This is a genomic window from Clostridium luticellarii, assembly GCF_002995845.1.
Lineage (GTDB): Bacteria > Bacillota > Clostridia > Clostridiales > Clostridiaceae > Clostridium_B > Clostridium_B luticellarii.
Genome location: NZ_PVXP01000035.1, coordinates 14,997 through 32,611 on the forward strand (window position 1 = coordinate 14,997; position 17,615 = coordinate 32,611).

A 17,615-nucleotide genomic window follows, 5' to 3' on the forward strand; every position below is an offset into this window, starting at 1 on the left:
AACAGCATTAAATCCCTATTCCCGAAACCTTTAGAATTTTTCTGCAATTGGGCTAATAATTTTCTACAAAAAATAGTCCGCAGGCACCTGCACCTGAGTGTACCCCCACCGCACATCCAACTTCACATTCTATAAAGTCTACTTTTCTGGCCTCAAGATTTTCTCTAAGTGCATTTAATATATCCGTCTCTCCCACGTGAAGCAGTATGGCTGTTTCTCCCTTTTTGACACTCTTTTTATCAATATATTCAATCATATTTCTAAGAGCCCTTTTACTTCCCCTTACTTTATCAATTACTGCTACTTCACCATCTTTTACTGCAACTATTATCTTTATTCCCAGAACACTGCCTATAATTCCAGATGCCCTGGAAAGCCGCCCGCCTTTCACAAGATTATCCAGGCTGTTGAAGAACAAGGTACTTCTAATATGGGTTGAAATCTCCTTGACTCCGCTTTCTATCTCTTTTGCCGTAAATCCGGAATCCTTTAATTTTGCAGCTTTAATAACCTGAAGACCCAATCCGGAAGTTACGTTCATACTGTCAATTACAATTATATCCTCCGTCTCCAGCATTTCTTTTGCAATACAGGCCGATTGATAAGTTCCGCTCATCTTAGATGAGAGGTGAATGGAAACTATCTTATATCCCTGATTTATATACGAAGTATAACATTCCAAAAATGTTTGAGGATTTACTTGAGCTGTTACGGGAAAGATATCGCTCTTCTCCATTTTATCCAAAAGAGTATGAATATCTATATCGACTCCATCCCTATAAGACTTGTCACCAAAATTGATAAAAAGGTGGAGTACTTCTATATCATACTTTTTTATTATGTATTCAGGCAGATCTGCTGTACTGTCTGTGATTATTTTTATCTTTTCCATATTTATATAGCTCCTTCCTTTACTTCATATTGGGAAAGTTCAATTGTTTTAAGGCTTCATAAGCAACTATGGCTACAGTATTGGATAAATTCAAAGATCTGGTGCTGGTTTTTATCATAGGAACCCTGATGCATCTCTCAGCATTGCTGTTTCTTATTTCATCCGGCAGTCCACAGGATTCTCTTCCAAATACTATAAAATCTCCATCCTTAAATTTAGCATGATGATAAAAATTCTTGCCATGGGTAGTGGAAAAATAAAAAGTACCCTGTCTGTATTTTTCTCTAAGTTCTTCATAGGAATCATACAAGCTTAAATCCAAGTATTTCCAATAATCCAACCCCGCCCTTCTCAAATGTTTTTCATCCAGGCTAAATCCAAGCGGCTTTATGAGATGAAGTCTGGAACCTGTAAGCACGCATGTCCTGGCAATATTGCCGGTGTTTTGTGGTATCTCAGGTTCAAACAGCACTATATTCAAACTCAATTCTATTCCTCCTTCAACTTCCGTTTAGCACTTAAAATATGTGAATATTAAATTTCATAATAATATTTTATCCGGAATTAGACTAACTAGTTCAAAAGTCCTATTAAATATATTACTCCATATTCAGGTCACAGTAAAGATCATGAAACCGCCTTAAAATAAAAACAAAGCACTATTTTTTATAATTTTCATTCAAATAATAAATTATTCCATTTGAAATATTTTCCCCTAGCCTTTTTAGAACATTTTCATTGGACAACCTAATTCTATCCTGTGCATTAGTTATAAATCCACATTCCACTAAAACCCCCGGCACTTTACTATATCTGAGCACCGCCAGATTTTGTCTTTTTATACCCTTGTTCGCCCAATTGTCATTTTTTACGGCTTCACTCTCTATGGCTCTGGCTAATTTAATTCTTTCATCTTTTTGATATCCATTTACATCATAGTACAAGGTGGTTATACCGTTGAAATTATTATCATTTAGAGAATTCACATGTATAGAAACAAATGCATCTGCATAGGAGGAATTTACTTTGTCCCCTATTTCATCAAGCCCCAATAGCTTGTCCTCATTACGTGTGAGAAATACCACGTTTCCTTTACCTTTTAAATATGCTGCAGCATATCTGGCTATTTTTAGAGTTAAATCTTTTTCATACATATTTCCATAGCTTGTACCTTTATCTATTCCCCCGTGCCCTGGATCAATCACTATATAGTATTTTTTAAGCGGTGTATATTTGCTGGAAGCAGCTTGTTTATCTATTGTGCTGTCAATAGGAACTGCAGTCATATTAATTGAATTATTTATATTCAGTATTTTGATACTCTTGCCTAAAACAAGCATTACCAGAATAAAAAAAATACATGAAAGCATAAAATTTTTTCTGCCCACAATTCTCATAATATCATTCTCCTCTGAAATCTATTTCCATAATATATTTATTATAACATTTATTTCCTTAATCTTCCATGATATATTTTTCTCTTTTAAAATAAATACATGTTTAACTTCCCTTTAATACTCACTTAATAATCATACTTTAATATTTAACATACAAGTATAATATAAAGGAGGAAATAGAGCATGAAATCATTAAATATATGCATTGATATTGATGGGACAATTACAGATCCATATTTCTGGCTGAACAGTGCCAATAAATATTTCAATAAAAATATAACCTCGGATGAAATAACACAGTATGAAGTTCACAAGGCTCTCAAGGTATCCAGGGAAGAGTACACCAATTTCTACAATGAAAATAAATTCGATCTCCACCACAGAGAAAGAATAAATAAGGATGCGGTGGGAACAATTCAAAAGCTTATAAAATCAAGCAACATCTATTTTGTAACCGCCCGTGAAAAAAGCCTTGAAATCCTTACCCGTGAATATCTAAACAGAAATAATGTACCCTATGACGGAGTTTATGTTCTGGGAACCTATCACAAGGTAGATACAGCCAAAGATTTAAATTGCGATTTATTCATAGAAGACAGTTTTGAAAATGCCGTTGAATTATCGGAAAATGGTTTTAAAGTGCTGCTTGTAGATACAAATTACAACAGATTTCCCCTGAAAGAAAACATAAAAAGAGTTTTCAACTGGACACAAATCCACAATATTATAACAAGGATACTATTACAGGAAAAAGCTGTGTAATAGTATCCTTTATCATGTCTAATAATCTTCTTTAGCAGATATACTCACTGCAAGCACTATGAGTACTCCACCTATGAAAAAGCTTGGTGAAAGGTCTTCTCCAAGACAAATCCACCCCAGAATCGAACCTGTAACAGGCTGAAAAAATAGAAATAAAGAACCAATTCCTGCATCCACAAGTTCAATTCCCTTGTTCCATAAAAAAAATGCACCAGCTGTGGATACAACTCCCAGATATATCAATCCCCATATAATCTTGCTACTGCCTAAAATCAGCCAAAAATCATTATGCTGCAGCAGCATAAACGGCGTGGTGAATATCAATGCAAAAAATATGGCATAGGTAGTTATACTCAAGGAATCCAAATGTTTGGATGCAACTTTTACATAAACAGACAGCAGCGCCCAGGTAATTGCCGCTCCAACAAGAACCATATTGCCATAAATATGTTTTAAAGCTCCGGCATCCAACCCTATGACTATAACAACTCCTGCTGTTGCAAGCACAAGTGAAATTACTTTTTTTCTAGTAAACAATTCACCCAAAATAAATCTGGCAAACAAGATCACAAACACAGGTGTTGATGCTGTAATCAGCGAACCCATATGTGCATTGGACAATTTCGTACCTATAAACTGAAAACATATAGAAACAAAATACCCTATAAATCCTATCCAGGCTATAAGAAGGCAGTCTTTCTTTCCCGGGGTTATTTTAGAACCTTTTTTACCTTTAACAAAAAAGAGTATCACAAACAACACTGCAAATGCAATTACATACCTAATCCATACCAATGTGACAGGTGGAACAAACTCCAGTATGTATTTGCTGACTACATACATTCCCCCCCATATAGAAGCAGCCAAAAACAGACATATGGAACCAATTAATCTTTTTCTCATCACTTATAATAACCTCCGTCTTTCTGATTTTATAGAAAACAGTATCCAAGACGAGGTTTGTTGATTTAAACATTAATCCTCATCTCAGCTTAAAGATGAGAAACTGGCTGATCATTTTCAAATAAACTAAAATAATACATGTAATTTGCCCCCTTATTACTTAATATACAAAATATTATACACTCTTTGTAATTGCATTTACACACAAATTTTTTGCTATTCCAGCATACATCAGATTATTACCATCCACCTGTATACACTAACTTAAAAAATCTCATTTTCCCTAAAAAGAAGAAAATAAGATTTTTTAAATCGGGCTCATTATGTAATTTGCTGCTAAATGTTTTCTATCATTTTATTCATCAATGTCTCCCTTTGATGATTCCAGTGTATGGATATGAACTCCCCAATGTGCAAGCTGATTCAAAATCGGCATTAAATCATTGCAGAGTCCAGTCAATGTATATTCGACTCGCACAGGCACCTCCATATATTGCTTACGATGTATAAGTCCATCTTCCTCCAATTCCTTTAATGAACTCGCCAACATAGTATTTGTTATGCCTCTTATCTTGCGTTTTAGTTCATTATACCTTGTAGTTCCATCTTGATAAAGAGCACACAAAATTGGTATTTTCCATTTCCCACTCACCACTCTTAGCGCACTTCCTAATGGGCAATAGTCCATACATGGACAATTATCCTTAGAAGACTTATTATTTTGATCAATTTTCATAGTCATATTTTCCGCACCTACTCATAATTTTTTGCGTACTTGAAAAGCAAAAGTAATGGTAGTAATATTGTACCAGATAGCAAAAACAAAGTAAATAGCTATCAAAAACTATTAAGGGGCTGGTAAAATGGTTATTAATTCAGAAGTAAAGTCAGTTATCAAGAATTCGGCATTTCTTTCGCTTGTCACATTAGGTTCAGATGGCACTCCTCACCCAATTATTGCAGGCAAAGGTGAAGTTGTAAACGATACGATTGTTTTTGGTATTTACAAAATGGAGAAAACTCAGAAAAATTTAGCAGTAAATCCAAATGCATGGGTTGTCGCAGCTACAACAATAGACGGAAACCCTAAGGGCTATCGTCTTGCGGGTACAGCAGCAGCAAAGGATAAACAGCTGATTTTTACTCCGTCAAAGGCAGAGGCTTTAATATAGCAGAAACATATTATCCTAACGCTGCCAAATCTGGATAAAGTGATTCTTAGGTTTTCAGAAATTTACCTATAAGGGAAAATATCTCTTTCAAAAATCTAAGAATTACTTTTCCTCATATTACTATTCTCAAGAGAATATCCTATCAGCAATCTGCTGAATTTCCCTATGGCATCATGAAGTATGACAAGTACAGCAATCATCAATATAATTCCAAGAGTACATGAAAAAAATATTTTTGCAAAATTATATTTTAAAAACAGCTGGGAGATATACATGATATAAATGCATACAGGCAAAAACAGGATGGAGGTGATGACTCCGGGAACATAGTGCTTGAATTCAATACACAGATAAAAATGTGCCAGAATAAAGTGCAGTGTAAAGGCAAATAGAAATCCATACCAGATGAAATAACTGCTGAATATGCAGGACAACAGGGAAACAAGTGAAAGAATTACAAATTCGATTTCCACTGCAATTGACATTGCCGAAGTACTCCAATAGTTTGTACCATTCAAACCGAAGGGGTTCTTTTTCATTATAGAAGTATTTTCCTTCAATTCTTTTTTAAATCTTCTGCTCCAGACTTCAGCCATTACAATTTCTTCAAAATCATGAATCATAAACAATACAGGCAGCATCCAGACAATTGCTTTCATATCATACATAAATCTTCTCCTCTCTATGTGTCACACTTGTGTCTTGTTCTAATCTAGAGTATAATAATTTAAAATTGTCATGTCAATAAAAACGGCTCAAGTGCTACATTTGCAGTTGATCTGTGACATATCGGGAGAGTGAATTATGGCCTTTAAAAAGAAAAATCCCATGGCGGAAAAATCCAAAAAGTGGCTCACGGATGCACTTTTGGAAATCATGAAGAATAAACCCTACAATAAAATAACTATCAAGGAGATATCGGACAAGGCACTCCTTTCCAGAAGGACATTCTACCGTAATTTCAATTCAAAGGATGAAGTGCTGTCACTGAAAATGGAATATATATGCAGGGAATATATTTCATACTTCAGCGGTGAACAAAATCTGTCCTACAAAAATATTATCCATATATATTTCAAATTCTGGAAGGATCATCTGGATTTTTTACTGGCACTGGATAAAAGTGATCTACTGTACCTTATGCTCCAGAAATTCAATGAATACCTGCCTATCATATACAATCATTTTAAAGGACACCTTCACCTGTTCAAAAACAGGGAACACCTGGAATATGCCTTGTATTTCAGTTCGGGAGGACTTTGGAATGTACTTTTAAAATGGATAAAGGAAGGTGCTAAAAAAAGCCCTGAAGAAATGGAGTCCATTCTCAGAGAGGCTCTTAAAAATGCAAATTTAACTACAATTGTTTGATTTTATTGAAATATTCCTTTTCTTCTAAGGTTATACGTTATTTTTTTCATAAGTTTCAACAGCTCCTCCCTCTCCTCACAAGTATCCAGACATTCCATTATTCTGGCATAAAAATTTTTTTCAAATTCAATATGCTCTTCTTGTGCCAATATTCCCTCCTGGGTAAGCACTAATTTATAGGAACGCTTATCCCTGCTGCTTATGGTTCTTTTGATCAGCTTTCGTTTTTCAAGTCTGTTTATCACACTTGTGAGAGTACTTTTAGGTATTTTTAAAATATCAACTATATCCTTTATAATGACGTCCTCTTTTTCAGAGATAATTCTCAGAACTCCTATTTCAACAGTGCTCAATCCATGTATTCTTGAAAATTGAGACTCCACACTTTTATAATTAGGCTCCATTATCATGGAATGCCATATTCTGCTCAGTTCTTCAACCTGCTCCTCATATTTTTTATTCAAACAATCACCCCGCAATTATTTCAAACAGATGCACTTATGACAAAACTTTTATAATTTATCTTTCTAAATTTAAAAGGTTTGAACCCACATGTCTTCAAAAGTTTTTTCATCTCTTCTGGAGAATATATTCTATAATCTCCATTATTACATATATGCAGCATAAAATTCAATACCTGCCTTATTAAAGGAGGAGCAGTGGGATCTCCTATGACCAGTTTCCCAGCTGGTTTCAGCACCCTCTTCATCTCCAGAAGCACTTTCTCAGGGTTGGGATAATGATGAAATGAAGCATTACACAATATTATATCAAAATAATCCTCCGGCCAGGGTATAAATTCCGCATCCCCCACTTTCAATAAAACATCCTGGGGAAGGTCTCTTCTGGCCACCTGAATCATCTTATCTGAAATATCAAGTCCGCATAGCTGGAATTTCTTATATTTATATAATCGTGACAGTATATTTCCTGTTCCACAGCCTGCCTCCAGCAAAATTCCACCTTCAAATCCATTTAAACTTTCAATAACTTTATCATACATTTTGCTTACAAACCTTCCATCAGAACTCTGATTATAGCTTTCCGCATGTTTGTCAAAATTTTTTTTGGAATTTTCTTTAAAAACATTTTTATTGTCTGGCATATGAATTCCTCCCATTTTAGCACCATATTAATACAATACGTTATTCGTACTATATTGATATGGTACTACTTCTTGAATCAGATGTCAATTTCTTTTTACCAGAGACTGATTTCTTAAATTCCACACTGTGAAATTTGAAATAATAAGCTGGATAAAAAACAAAACAGCTATAAAAATATCAATTTATTTTATAAATTAATTTTCTCTTTTAATATTCGTTCTACAGCAGACAGATAATCTCCTTCAAAAAACACATTATTGGACACCAGTATTGATGTCAATCCTTCCACTACAGACCACATAACAAGTACATCAATACCATGATCGGCAGATAACACATGATTATCCGTCAATTTCTCCCTTGCGGCAGCCTGTAGAATTGAAAAGGGCGGAAAGTCATCACATAATATTTTTGTATCAGTAATTCGCATGTGAAAGCTGGGTTGTGAAAAAAGAAAATGATGATATGCTGGATTTTCAACAAAGTAACATATATAACTTTTCCCCAACTCAATCAATACCTTATTTTTGTTTCTGCATCGTGATCTGGCATTCTGTAAGTATTCAGCCAGAGAATTGGTAACATGTGCCTGCATAGCTGCAATCAAATCATCCTTATTTTTAAAATGCTTATAAGGTGCTGAATGGCTGACTCCGCACCTTTCGGCAACCTTGCGAAGCGAAAACCCATCAGCTCCCTTTTCATTAATTAATTCTATTCCTGCATCTATCATGGCCTGGTTCAAATTTCCATGATGGTAAGATTTTTTATTCATAAAATACCTCCATTGCTATAATATAAACATTATAACCCTTTAAGTTGACAGTGTAAACATTGGATGTTATAATGTTTACACTGTCAACTTAAGAAAGGAGAAAATGTCATGAACAAGGATGTACTGATTATTTATGAATCTTTCTATCATGGCAATACTGCAAGGATTGCATGGGCCGTGGGAAAAACGCTGAATTGTAATACAGTAACGATGAAACAGGCTGAAAAGTTGAATCTTCAAGAATATAAATTTATAGGATTGGGCTCGGGTATTTATTTCACATCCCATCATCCCAAATTAATAGAACTTGCCAGACAAATAGAGTCCTGGCAAAAAGTGTTTTTATTTTCTACCCACGGTTCACCGTTTCTCGGAAAATACCATAACAGTCTGAAAAATGTACTGAAAATGCATACTATTGAAATAATCGGTGAATTTTCCTGTCCCGGTTATGACTGTACAGGACCGTATATTCTCTGCGGCGGCGGAAACAAAGGAAGGCCAAATGAAAGTGATCAGAGACGTGCAAGTATCTTTGCAGCTAAATTGTTCCCTCAATATTACAAAGACACCGGAACAGTGAAAAATGGAAAATATGTGGGAGTCAGTATATCTGAATGCATTGGCTGTGGTAAGTGCACAGAAACATGCCCCATGAAAGTTTTTAAAATGAAAGATGGCAAATCTACAGTCATCAACGCGATGGACTGTATACACTGCAGTTTGTGCATACAAAATTGTCCTGTAAAAGCCATATCAGTTCAACATTCATGGAGAGAAGCCATTGCCATTGCCAGGCGGCACTTCAGAAGAAGTTCTCTATAACTATGAAGATACAAGCTTTAATCCCAATATACCCACCATTATAAATCCAATACAAATTATCCTAATCATATCAAATTGTAATGATTTTTGAGAGTTTAAGCTCCATTTACTGTCTGTTTACCGTCCATTTACTTTCGCTTTTTATAATCTTATTAAAATACAGATAAGATATTTTGAATTTGGCACAGAAAGGACAGTTATATATATGAATAAAAAAACAGTTGTGGAATTAAAACACATATCAAAAAAAATCGGCAAAAAGGAAATTATTCATGACCTGTCGTTTACAATTCCAGTTGGAGAAATATTCGGATTTCTAGGGCCCAATGGAGCAGGCAAAACTACCACTATCCGTATGATTACGGGACTGATAAAAATAACCGAAGGAGATATTTTTATTAAAGGACACAGCATTACAACCGACTTTAAAAAAGCAATTCAGAATGTTGGCGGTATTGTTGAAAATCCAGATTTATATAGATATCTTACGGGTTATCAAAATTTAAAGCACTATGCCAGAATGTCACCCGGCATCAGCAAAAAACGTATTTATGAAATGGCTGAAATTGTCGGACTCAAAGACAAAATGCAGGACAAAGTACGAACTTATTCACTTGGTATGCGTCAGAGGCTTGGGCTTGCACAGGCACTATTACACCGTCCATCTCTCGTGATACTGGATGAACCAACAAACGGACTTGATCCGGAGGGAATCCACGAGCTGCGTAACTATCTAAAGAAAATAGCTCATGAGGAAGGTGCTGCAGTTCTGGTATCAAGCCATTTGCTCTCAGAAATGCAGTTGATGTGTGACAGAGTGGGTGTTTTGCAGCACGGAAAGTTAGTAACTATTCAGCGTATAGATGATTTTGTCAAATCCGGCGGTTCAATACAGGTGGAACTTATTGTAAGTACCTCACAAATTGCACAGACAAAAAATTTACTTCACACCATGCGGAAAAATGTACTTTCTTCCAGTCCAGCCGGGCATATTATAATTCAGATGACAAAAGAGGAAATTCCATCAGTGAACAAACATTTAATGAAATGCGGAATTGAAATTTATACTATTCAGATGAAAGAAGAAACTCTGGAAGACAAATTTTTGGAAATTACGGAGGAACAGAAATGATCAATTTAGTGAAAAATGAGTTAATGAAAATATTCAGCGGCCGATTGACAAAAATCCTTTTCCTTTTACTGATTATTGTCGCCGTCAGTTTTTCAGTCTTTGCAAAAATCGCAATAAATAAGGAAACTGCAGGGAATTGGAGAACAGGACAGGAGCAAATTATAGAAAAAAATAATGGACGTTTACAGGTTGCAGATCTATCACCACAGTTGCAGGCAGAGGCGAAAAATAAAGTGGCAATTGCCGAGTACCGTTTGAAGAACAATATAGCCCCACAAGAAAATAACCTCTGGTATACGTTACTGCACTCATCGGGATTGTTTGAATGGGTTGTCATTTTTACAATTATTATTGCTGCCAACATCGTTGCAAGAGAATATACGGATGGAACAATGAAGCTGTTATTGATTCGCCCACACAGCCGGGGTGCAATTCTATTTTCAAAATACACAGCAGTTGTCATATATGCTGTATTTTCACTGATACTCACCATAGGGGCAGCATATATAACCATTGATATCTTATATGGCTTTGGAAGCGGAATACGCACTTTGGGAGCGGCAGAGCTTTTTATCAATTCACAAGGACAGATAGAATCATTAAATATTTTCAGGCAGTGTGTAAAAATGTATTGTTTGGATATTTTCCCAATTATGAGCTATGTGACCATTTCCTTTGCTGTCTCAACCATTTTGAAAAGCAGTGCAGTAGCGGTTGGCAGCTCTCTTCTGCTTATGATTTTAGGAAATTCAATGATTGAAGCCACATCAAAGCTGGCATGGCTGAAATTTCTTCCCTTTGCAAACAGCGACATGAGTTTGTATATCTTTCATTTACAGCCGCGGGAAGAAATGACAATAGGCTTTTCGGTATCTGTATTGCTGATATATATAATTGTTTTATTTGGTGCCAGCTTTGCAATATTTAAAAAACGGGATGTATCTATCTAATGACTGCTTTTTCAATCTGTTATATAATGAAAATTAAAGTGCAGGAAATGCAGAAAGGGGATATAACAGGTGACTATGCAGAGAATACTACTTGTTGATGATGAACTTGGAATCATAAAAATGCTGAAAACCATCTTACACAAAGAAGGTTACACAAACATCGACAGTGCTTCAACAGGGAAAGAAACTATGACAAAAATCATGAAAAATACCTATGATTTAATTGTACTGGATGTTATGCTGCCGGATATTGATGGCTTCAAGCTGTGTCAGAAAATCCGCCAGCATACATTTGTGCCAATTCTTTTCCTCACTGCCCGAACCGGTGATTTAGACAAATTAACAGGCCTCGGTATAGGCGGAGATGATTATATTACTAAGCCTTTTAATCCTCTAGAAGTTGTTGCAAGAATCAACGTACAGTTCAGGAGGATGAAACAGTACCGGCAAAATTCAATGAAGCAGGGGATCTATCATTTCGGCACTGTCACTGTAAATAAGAAAGAAGCAAAACTTCTTGTGGATAACAGGGAAATAAGCTGTCCGGCAAAAGAATTTGAATTGCTGCTGTTTTTAGTGGAACACCCAAATCAGGTGTTTACCGCAGGACAGTTATATGAAAATGTATGGGGATATGAAAGTATGGGAGATGAACAAACTGTAAAAGTGCATATTAACCGATTACGTAAAAAAGTGGAACCAGACTTGAAGAATCCCTCTTACATTATAAATATCCGTGGAATTGGATATAAATTCTCATTTCCGGAGGGTGGGCAAATATGAAAGTAGATCTTACCAATGGACGTTTGACAGTCCGTTTTACCATCAATTTCATAGTACATCAGATTTTACTCTGGTTATTAATGGGGATCCCGGGGATTTACTGGATGCTGGTACTACAACACCAGTCACAAAACGAGACAGAAATTGCAATTCTTGCCTGGGTGACAATTTTTATCGGATTGTCTTACTGTCTGTTTTATGGTTATTACGTTGCACGCCCTCTAGTGGATATTTTGATGAATATACAAAAATTGTCAAGAGGTGAATATCTGGACTTACCCGGAAAGAGAATACGTTTGAGTTTTTTCTCAAAAAGACTTTACAGAGAAGTCTATGATAATCTGAAAACATTGTCTGATATTTTACAGCATAACGAAAAAAAGCGAAAAGAATTTGACGAAATGCGCCGAACCTGGGCGGCTGGAATTACACATGATTTAAAAACACCGCTATCCTATATTTCAGGGTATGCGGATATGCTTTTATCCGATAAACACAAATGGAGTCTGGAAGAAAAGAAAGAGTTTCTACAGATTATCAGCGATAAATCTGCTCATATAGAGGAACTTATCAACGATCTGGGTACGGCGTTCCGTATGGATGAATTTACAGGTCTAAAGATGAATCTCCAAAAGATAGAATTATCGGAATTAGTTCGCAGAGTGACGGCAGAAACAGCGAATATGCCCATTGCAAAGGAAAATCATTTTGAGATGATTGGGGAAGAAAAAGAGTTATTCGTTTCGGGCGATACTGAATTACTGAAACGGGCATTTTCAAATCTGTTAGTAAATGCAGTAGTACACAACCCGGAAGATACATCAGTCACTGTCAAATTAAGCCGTGAATCTTATGTTGAAGTAGAAATTTGTGATAATGGCAGCGGAATGAATGAATATGATATAAATCACATGTTTGACCGCTACTACAGAGGTACTTCTACAGATTCTCCAACAGGAAGTACAGGACTCGGCATGACCATTGTAAAACAGATTATTACTGCCCACCATGGAACTATCAGTGTAAAAAGCAAGATAAACTGCGGCACAAAAATAATTGTTAGACTTCCTCCTTATTCAGAAGCAAAATGAAACTTGCAATTTTAGTTAACAACTTCCCTTATATATTAAAAAAGATAAAGGATTCTTAAAATATATGTAGAAAAACATTAATATATGAAAAATATAGCATTAGGAAATTCCTATATAAATAGTAAATAAAATCTGTATAGATTTGAAAGCGAGACAGACAGCAATTATGGAATCGGGAGAATCCCCACAGAAAATTTTAGATACTTTCTAAATCTATACTAAATAAAAATAAATAAGTTTATCTCAGTCATCTAACTGACTATAAACTTATCATGCGAGGAGTTATGTATAATAAAAAATAGAATTTTGATTGTAGATGATGACAAAGAATTATGCAGCTTACTCCAAAAAAGTGTGAGTACAGAAGAAATCATAGTCGATTGCCGCTATTCCGGTCATGATGCTTTAACTGCTCTTGCAGACAATGATTATCAGCTTGTAGTCCTTGATATTATGATGCCGGGAATTGATGGATTTAAAACACTTGAAAAAATCAGAGAAATAAGTAGTGTCCCCATACTTATGCTGACTTCCAAAAACGACAGCAGCAGCAAAGTTCATGGTCTTCGAATGGGTGCAGATGATTATTTGACAAAGCCTTTTGATATGGATGAATTTTTAGCCCGTGTCAGCTCTCTTATTCGGCGCTACACACGTCTAAACACAATCGACACACAAAAGAAAATGTTATATGGTGACTTGATCATAGATTTGGATAATCGGACAGTTACAGTACGTGGTAGACCAATGGCACTTCCTCCAAAAGAATTTGGCATTTTATTATTCTGTGCAAGAAATCAAGGACGGATTTTAACAAAACAGCAAATTTACGAAGAGGTATGGAAAGAGCCTTATGCGTATGATGACAGTAATATAATGGCTTTAATCAGCAGATTGAGAAAGAAAATTGAACCGGATCCAAAAAAACCTACTTATATTCAGACAGTTAAGGGAATTGGATATCGATTTAATCGTGAGGTATAGTAATGAATATAAAGATCTTATTTGTAGTATTTATTATCATATTGACTATTACTGCTATATGTGTAGTGCTATTTGTTCGGTTATTCAATATGAAAAAACGTCTGCATGATATTGTGGAGGTTTTAGATGATATTTCATCGGGAAACGGGAATCGCAGGATTTTAGCGAGGCCAGGCGATGTAACAGCTTCTATATGTTATAAAATAAACAAGATTGTGTGTGATTATGAGGACAGACTTTCCTGCTTTAGAAAAGCCGTTGATACCAATAAACAAGTTATGACAAGTCTTTCTCATGATGTAAGAACTCCACTCACCACACTTATTGGCTATCTGGATGCTGTGCACAAGGACATTGTGAAAGGAAAGGAGAGGGAAGGGTATATAGAGACAGCACGTAAAAAGGCATATGATATGAAAAATTATATTGATATGCTGTTTGAATGGTTTAAGTTAAATTCCAATGAGCATCCACTTTCCATTCAGACTTGTGAAATGGCTGAGTTAACCCGCAATTTATTGAAAGACTGGATACCTATTTTTGAGGAAAAACAACTGGATTATGATATCAATATATCAGAACACCCTATAATTGTGAAAGTTGATCTGGACGGTTATTCCCGCATTGTCAATAATCTTATTCAAAATGTAATAACTCACAGTAATGCAAGCCGGATTGAAATCTCGCTTTCCAATAAGTCAAATCAAGTAGAATTATGTGTAGTTGACAACGGAACTGGAATACCTAGGGAGGATTTAGATCACATATTTGAGCGGCTCTATAAATGTGATAAAGGACGCTCACAAAAAGGCAGCGGTCTTGGTTTAAATATTGTACAGCAGCTTGTGAAGAAAATGAATGGTGAAATTTCAGTTAACAGTAAACCAAATAAATATACCTCTTTTGTTGTGTCATTTCCACCTGCTCATTGATAAGATACTTATTGTCATATAAATATTCTATTTTCAAAAAGCAAGGTTAATACAAGGTTGCGGTAAGGTTAATGCAAGGTTCAAGTGTTACACTGGACTTACAAGAACAAAGGAGGTTTTTATCAATGGGTGATTATGTAATTGAGACAGAAAATTTAACGAAACAGTATGGTGTACAAAAAAGTGTAGCTAATCTAAATATTCATGTGAAAGGTGGACGAATTTACGGCCTGCTTGGAAGAAACGGTGCAGGCAAAACTACTACCATGAAAATGCTTTTAAATCTTACCAAACCCACTACCGGTGAGATTAAGATTTTTGGGGAGGATATCCGCAACAATGAGAAGAAAATTCTGCCACGTATCGGCAGCCTGATTGAATCACCAGGTTTTTATCCAAATCTAACAGGAACAGAAAATCTGCGTATTTTTTCGGAGCTTAGAGGTATTCCACGGCGTAATGCTATTAAAGATGCATTAGATTTAGTTGGCTTGCCATATAAAGATAAAAAATTGTTTTCACAATACTCGCTTGGTATGAAACAAAGATTAGCAATTGCCCTTGCTGTCATGCACGATCCAGAATTATTGATTTTGGATGAACCGATTAATGGACTTGATCCCATTGGTATATCAGAGGTTCGTTCATTTATACGGGAATTGTGTGATGCAAAGGGAAAAACAATTTTAATTTCGAGCCATATTCTTTCAGAAATTTCTCTGCTAGCGGATGATATTGGTATTATCGATCATGGTGTATTATTAGAGGAAGAAAGTCTTAGCGAATTGGAACAGAAAAACAGCAAATATATCCACTTCGGCATTTCAGACACTGCGCAGGCTTCACGTATTTTGGAATCGAAGTTTAAATCCAAAAATTTCAAGGTGGTTGATGATCATAATATACTGCTTTATGATATCAACCTGCCTGTTACTGAAATTAACCGCAGCTTTGTTCAGGTTGGACTGGAAATTTCAGAAGTTCATCTCTGCGAGGATACATTGGAAGATTATTTCAAGAAGGTAACAAGAGGTGAGGGAATTGCTTAGATTGATCAAATGTGAATTTTGGAAATTAAAACGAAAAAAATTTATTTTATTTGTTATTATTGCGGCGTTTTTGTTTCCAATTCCTATAACTTATTTAATGACAACTCCTTCAATGATGGAACGTTATGTAAATTCTAAAGATGCTTTCGATGGATTGTTTAACATTATATTGGGATATGGTGTTCAATTTCTGCTTCCCTGCATTATTGGTGTAATCGCTGCCATTCTCTTCTTTATGGAACGTGATAATGATACTTTTAAGAATTTAAGGACAATCCCCATTACAAGTACACAGATAATTTTAGTAAAGATTATGGTGCTGTTTTTGCTTGGTATTGTTTTTTCGGTTGCTTCCACAGCTGCAACTGCTTTATGTGGAATGGTAAACTTTCAAGTCTACGGTTTGGGATATAAACTGTTTCTGGCTGTTGAAACAGGAATTTTTATTACAGCTGGTACATTGCCATTGATTGTACTGGTAGTCTTTTTCAGCCGCACGTACATATTTTCAGTGTTGCTATGTATTTTCTACAGTGTACTGAATATGAGTGCGACTGCTCTTTTTGATACACTTCCAAAAACCATGTTACTTATTTTGCCTACTCCACTGACTACTTTTTGGATTGCAGGTGATATGGAATCACACGGTATCAACATGAATTTGGATCAGATGGCTGGATTGATTCCATCAACGCTTCAAGTGATTATTACGTTGGGAATTATGTCAGCTATTTCTATTTTGTTGATTGTCTATCTTTATAGAAAGTGGGGGGAATAAAAATATGCTGAAAATTGTTAAAACAGAGATTTTAAAATTGAAACGGTATCATATCCTGTGGGCTGGAATTGCCTTAATGCTTCTTTCAGTTATGCTTACTTTATTTACTTCCATGGCAAATGACGGATCTGTCTGGGATTTTACTTATATGATTGAACAGGTTATTAAAAACAACATGTCCACTATTTTCCCAATGTGTATAACGCTGATTACAGGTTATATTATCACTCGAGAACAAAAAGATAATACTTTGAAGAATATCCTCACAATTCCTATTTCTTTCAAGCAGTTACTTGTGGGAAAATTACTTGTGTGTGGTATTTTATCCCTGTTTCTTGGAATGATATGTACCATATTTACTATAATGGGCAGTTTCCTTGCAGGTTTTCCTGGATTTTCGGTAGGATTGGCATTACAAGCTTTTATACAGATAACATTTGTAAATCTGTTCTTATATATTGCAGTTATGCCTATTGTTATTTTGACAAGTCGTTTTTCCAGTGGATTTTTAATTGGAGTTATTGTTGCTTTTGTGTATGGCTATTGTGGTATGTTTGCAGCAGGTGATATGAAACTGGCAAATTTGGTAAGCGTAAAAAAATAGACACCTAGAGATATTAAAATTTCCTTGATAAAATTACAGATATAAAAATCAGGAGGTATCTGTAATGGAAAAGCAAATTAATCATGAGCCTTGGGAGAAAATTTTAGAA

22 protein-coding genes are annotated in these 17,615 nt (G+C 35.4%); 13 read left to right on the forward strand and 9 right to left on the reverse strand.

Annotated features, from left to right (window positions below):
- Window positions 1-52: 52 nt before the first annotated feature.
- From CLLU_RS11530 to CLLU_RS11540, 3 genes are all read right to left on the reverse strand, one after another.
- Window positions 53-892 carry a DegV family protein gene (locus CLLU_RS11530; RefSeq protein WP_106009935.1) on the reverse strand — a complete coding sequence of 280 codons (840 nt, stop codon included), beginning with the start codon at window positions 890-892 and terminating at the stop codon, window positions 53-55.
- Between the two features lie 19 nt (window positions 893-911).
- The gene (trmL, locus tag CLLU_RS11535) at window positions 912-1,379 is read right to left on the reverse strand and encodes a tRNA (uridine(34)/cytosine(34)/5-carboxymethylaminomethyluridine(34)-2'-O)-methyltransferase TrmL (protein ID WP_106009936.1); all 468 of its coding nucleotides are present in this window, start codon (window positions 1,377-1,379) and stop codon (window positions 912-914) included.
- A 172-nt stretch (window positions 1,380-1,551) separates the two neighbouring features.
- Window positions 1,552-2,289, reverse strand: a complete 738-nt coding sequence (locus tag CLLU_RS11540) for an N-acetylmuramoyl-L-alanine amidase family protein (protein ID WP_106009937.1) — start codon at window positions 2,287-2,289, stop codon at window positions 1,552-1,554.
- Between the two features lie 183 nt (window positions 2,290-2,472).
- Between CLLU_RS11540 and CLLU_RS11545 the strand changes: the two genes are divergently transcribed.
- Complete coding sequence (locus CLLU_RS11545) at window positions 2,473-3,051, forward strand: 5' nucleotidase, NT5C type (protein ID WP_106009938.1); 579 nt, start codon at window positions 2,473-2,475, stop codon at window positions 3,049-3,051.
- Between the two features lie 18 nt (window positions 3,052-3,069).
- On the opposite strand, the gene CLLU_RS11550 is transcribed toward CLLU_RS11545, so the two are convergent.
- Window positions 3,070-3,954, reverse strand: a complete 885-nt coding sequence (locus tag CLLU_RS11550; RefSeq protein WP_106009939.1) for a DMT family transporter — start codon at window positions 3,952-3,954, stop codon at window positions 3,070-3,072.
- A gap of 355 nt (window positions 3,955-4,309) precedes the next feature.
- Window positions 4,310-4,690 carry a winged helix-turn-helix transcriptional regulator gene (locus CLLU_RS11555; RefSeq protein WP_106009959.1) on the reverse strand — a complete coding sequence of 127 codons (381 nt, stop codon included), beginning with the start codon at window positions 4,688-4,690 and terminating at the stop codon, window positions 4,310-4,312.
- A 127-nt stretch (window positions 4,691-4,817) separates the two neighbouring features.
- Here CLLU_RS11555 and CLLU_RS11560 point away from each other — a divergent pair, with 127 nt between their 5' ends.
- Window positions 4,818-5,126 (forward strand): pyridoxamine 5'-phosphate oxidase family protein, encoded by a 309-nt coding sequence (locus CLLU_RS11560; protein WP_106009940.1) that lies wholly within the window; start codon window positions 4,818-4,820, stop codon window positions 5,124-5,126.
- Between the two features lie 95 nt (window positions 5,127-5,221).
- Here CLLU_RS11560 and CLLU_RS11565 read toward each other — a convergent pair whose 3' ends face one another.
- A complete protein-coding gene (locus tag CLLU_RS11565; RefSeq protein ID WP_106009941.1) occupies window positions 5,222-5,794 on the reverse strand; it encodes an HXXEE domain-containing protein in 573 nt (190 codons plus the stop codon).
- A gap of 136 nt (window positions 5,795-5,930) precedes the next feature.
- On the opposite strand from CLLU_RS11565, the gene CLLU_RS11570 reads away from it, so the two are divergent.
- Window positions 5,931-6,497, forward strand: coding sequence for a TetR/AcrR family transcriptional regulator (locus CLLU_RS11570; protein ID WP_106009942.1), 567 nt, complete (start codon window positions 5,931-5,933; stop codon window positions 6,495-6,497).
- A 2-nt stretch (window positions 6,498-6,499) separates the two neighbouring features.
- On the opposite strand, the gene CLLU_RS11575 is transcribed toward CLLU_RS11570, so the two are convergent.
- The 3 genes from CLLU_RS11575 to CLLU_RS11585 form a co-directional block, all read right to left on the reverse strand.
- Window positions 6,500-6,961: a MarR family winged helix-turn-helix transcriptional regulator gene (locus CLLU_RS11575; protein ID WP_106009943.1), complete on the reverse strand. Its 462-nt coding sequence runs from the start codon at window positions 6,959-6,961 to the stop codon at window positions 6,500-6,502.
- Between the two features lie 20 nt (window positions 6,962-6,981).
- Entirely contained in the window at window positions 6,982-7,602 is a 621-nt protein-coding gene (locus CLLU_RS11580) for a class I SAM-dependent methyltransferase (protein WP_106009944.1), read from the reverse strand.
- A gap of 188 nt (window positions 7,603-7,790) precedes the next feature.
- The gene (locus tag CLLU_RS11585) at window positions 7,791-8,378 is read right to left on the reverse strand and encodes a TetR/AcrR family transcriptional regulator (protein WP_106009945.1); all 588 of its coding nucleotides are present in this window, start codon (window positions 8,376-8,378) and stop codon (window positions 7,791-7,793) included.
- A 108-nt stretch (window positions 8,379-8,486) separates the two neighbouring features.
- Here CLLU_RS11585 and CLLU_RS11590 point away from each other — a divergent pair, with 108 nt between their 5' ends.
- From CLLU_RS11590 to CLLU_RS11635, 10 genes are all read left to right on the forward strand, one after another.
- A complete protein-coding gene (locus CLLU_RS11590; RefSeq protein WP_106009946.1) occupies window positions 8,487-9,203 on the forward strand; it encodes a 4Fe-4S dicluster domain-containing protein in 717 nt (238 codons plus the stop codon).
- 205 nt (window positions 9,204-9,408) lie between these two features.
- Window positions 9,409-10,335: an ABC transporter ATP-binding protein gene (locus CLLU_RS11595; RefSeq protein ID WP_106009947.1), complete on the forward strand. Its 927-nt coding sequence runs from the start codon at window positions 9,409-9,411 to the stop codon at window positions 10,333-10,335.
- Window positions 10,332-11,285 (forward strand): ABC transporter permease subunit, encoded by a 954-nt coding sequence (locus tag CLLU_RS11600; RefSeq protein WP_106009948.1) that lies wholly within the window; start codon window positions 10,332-10,334, stop codon window positions 11,283-11,285. Before CLLU_RS11595 ends, CLLU_RS11600 begins: the two co-directional genes overlap by 4 nt.
- A gap of 75 nt (window positions 11,286-11,360) precedes the next feature.
- Window positions 11,361-12,068 (forward strand): response regulator transcription factor, encoded by a 708-nt coding sequence (locus CLLU_RS11605; RefSeq protein WP_106009949.1) that lies wholly within the window; start codon window positions 11,361-11,363, stop codon window positions 12,066-12,068.
- Window positions 12,069-12,172: 104 nt separating this feature from the next.
- A complete protein-coding gene (locus CLLU_RS11610) occupies window positions 12,173-13,159 on the forward strand; it encodes a sensor histidine kinase (protein ID WP_242977580.1) in 987 nt (328 codons plus the stop codon).
- A 291-nt stretch (window positions 13,160-13,450) separates the two neighbouring features.
- Window positions 13,451-14,143 carry a response regulator transcription factor gene (locus tag CLLU_RS11615; RefSeq protein ID WP_106009951.1) on the forward strand — a complete coding sequence of 231 codons (693 nt, stop codon included), beginning with the start codon at window positions 13,451-13,453 and terminating at the stop codon, window positions 14,141-14,143.
- A gap of 8 nt (window positions 14,144-14,151) precedes the next feature.
- Entirely contained in the window at window positions 14,152-15,075 is a 924-nt protein-coding gene (locus tag CLLU_RS11620) for a sensor histidine kinase (RefSeq protein WP_170065755.1), read from the forward strand.
- Window positions 15,076-15,200: 125 nt separating this feature from the next.
- The gene (locus CLLU_RS11625; protein ID WP_106009953.1) at window positions 15,201-16,124 is read left to right on the forward strand and encodes an ABC transporter ATP-binding protein; all 924 of its coding nucleotides are present in this window, start codon (window positions 15,201-15,203) and stop codon (window positions 16,122-16,124) included.
- Entirely contained in the window at window positions 16,108-16,902 is a 795-nt protein-coding gene (locus tag CLLU_RS11630; RefSeq protein ID WP_477100003.1) for an ABC transporter permease, read from the forward strand. The genes CLLU_RS11625 and CLLU_RS11630 overlap by 17 nt, the downstream gene beginning before the upstream one ends.
- 4 nt (window positions 16,903-16,906) lie before the next feature.
- Window positions 16,907-17,506, forward strand: coding sequence for an ABC transporter permease (locus CLLU_RS11635; protein ID WP_106009955.1), 600 nt, complete (start codon window positions 16,907-16,909; stop codon window positions 17,504-17,506).
- Window positions 17,507-17,615: the final 109 nt, after the last annotated feature.

Coding starts and splice junctions, on each gene's coding strand:
- CLLU_RS11530 (WP_106009935.1), bottom strand. CDS start 892: ATGGAAAAGATAAAAATAATCACAGACAGTACAGCAGATCTGCCTGAA.
- CLLU_RS11540 (WP_106009937.1), bottom strand. CDS start 2,289: ATGAGAATTGTGGGCAGAAAAAATTTTATGCTTTCATGTATTTTTTTT.
- CLLU_RS11545 (WP_106009938.1), top strand. CDS start 2,473: ATGAAATCATTAAATATATGCATTGATATTGATGGGACAATTACAGAT.
- CLLU_RS11550 (WP_106009939.1), bottom strand. CDS start 3,954: ATGAGAAAAAGATTAATTGGTTCCATATGTCTGTTTTTGGCTGCTTCT.
- CLLU_RS11555 (WP_106009959.1), bottom strand. CDS start 4,690: ATGAAAATTGATCAAAATAATAAGTCTTCTAAGGATAATTGTCCATGT.
- CLLU_RS11560 (WP_106009940.1), top strand. CDS start 4,818: ATGGTTATTAATTCAGAAGTAAAGTCAGTTATCAAGAATTCGGCATTT.
- CLLU_RS11565 (WP_106009941.1), bottom strand. CDS start 5,794: ATGTATGATATGAAAGCAATTGTCTGGATGCTGCCTGTATTGTTTATG.
- CLLU_RS11570 (WP_106009942.1), top strand. CDS start 5,931: ATGGCCTTTAAAAAGAAAAATCCCATGGCGGAAAAATCCAAAAAGTGG.
- CLLU_RS11580 (WP_106009944.1), bottom strand. CDS start 7,602: ATGCCAGACAATAAAAATGTTTTTAAAGAAAATTCCAAAAAAAATTTT.
- CLLU_RS11585 (WP_106009945.1), bottom strand. CDS start 8,378: ATGAATAAAAAATCTTACCATCATGGAAATTTGAACCAGGCCATGATA.
- CLLU_RS11590 (WP_106009946.1), top strand. CDS start 8,487: ATGAACAAGGATGTACTGATTATTTATGAATCTTTCTATCATGGCAAT.
- CLLU_RS11595 (WP_106009947.1), top strand. CDS start 9,409: ATGAATAAAAAAACAGTTGTGGAATTAAAACACATATCAAAAAAAATC.
- CLLU_RS11600 (WP_106009948.1), top strand. CDS start 10,332: ATGATCAATTTAGTGAAAAATGAGTTAATGAAAATATTCAGCGGCCGA.
- CLLU_RS11605 (WP_106009949.1), top strand. CDS start 11,361: ATGCAGAGAATACTACTTGTTGATGATGAACTTGGAATCATAAAAATG.
- CLLU_RS11610 (WP_242977580.1), top strand. CDS start 12,173: ATGCTGGTACTACAACACCAGTCACAAAACGAGACAGAAATTGCAATT.
- CLLU_RS11625 (WP_106009953.1), top strand. CDS start 15,201: ATGGGTGATTATGTAATTGAGACAGAAAATTTAACGAAACAGTATGGT.
- CLLU_RS11635 (WP_106009955.1), top strand. CDS start 16,907: ATGCTGAAAATTGTTAAAACAGAGATTTTAAAATTGAAACGGTATCAT.